The organism is Paenibacillus sp. J23TS9, from assembly GCF_018403225.1.
Classification (GTDB): Bacteria; Bacillota; Bacilli; order Paenibacillales; family Paenibacillaceae; genus Paenibacillus_AQ.
The window spans coordinates 1-352 of the sequence record NZ_BOSG01000030.1; the positions used below are offsets into that span (position 1 = coordinate 1).

At 46.6% G+C, this 352-nt stretch carries 1 rRNA gene; it reads left to right on the forward strand.

Annotation, left to right across the window (positions count from 1 at the left end):
- Positions 1 to 289: 289 nt before the first annotated feature.
- Positions 290 to 352 (forward strand): 5S ribosomal RNA (rrf, locus tag KJS65_RS30395); the annotation flags it as partial.

Genomic DNA, 352 nt, shown 5'->3' on the forward strand with positions numbered 1-352 from the left:
ATAGGTTGGAGGTGGAAGTGCAGCAATGCATGGAGCTGACCAATACTAATCGGTCGAGGGCTTATCCTAAAAAGTTTACCGTAGGGAAACTTGCTTCGGAAGCGTTACGCTTTGCAACGGAGTGAGGACTGCGGAGACCATTTCTAAACACACAAATTCGTTTCGTATCTAGTTTTCAGGTGATCAAACATCTGGACTGATTTTTAAGCTGCATGTTTAGTCTTTCGACTGATCTTTTCTCGCAGCGATTTCGAGAAGCTTAGGCTTCGAAAAATCATTAAAAATCCTGTTTGGTGGCGATGGCGGAGGGGTTCCACGCGTACCCATCCCGAACACGACCGTTAAGCCCTCC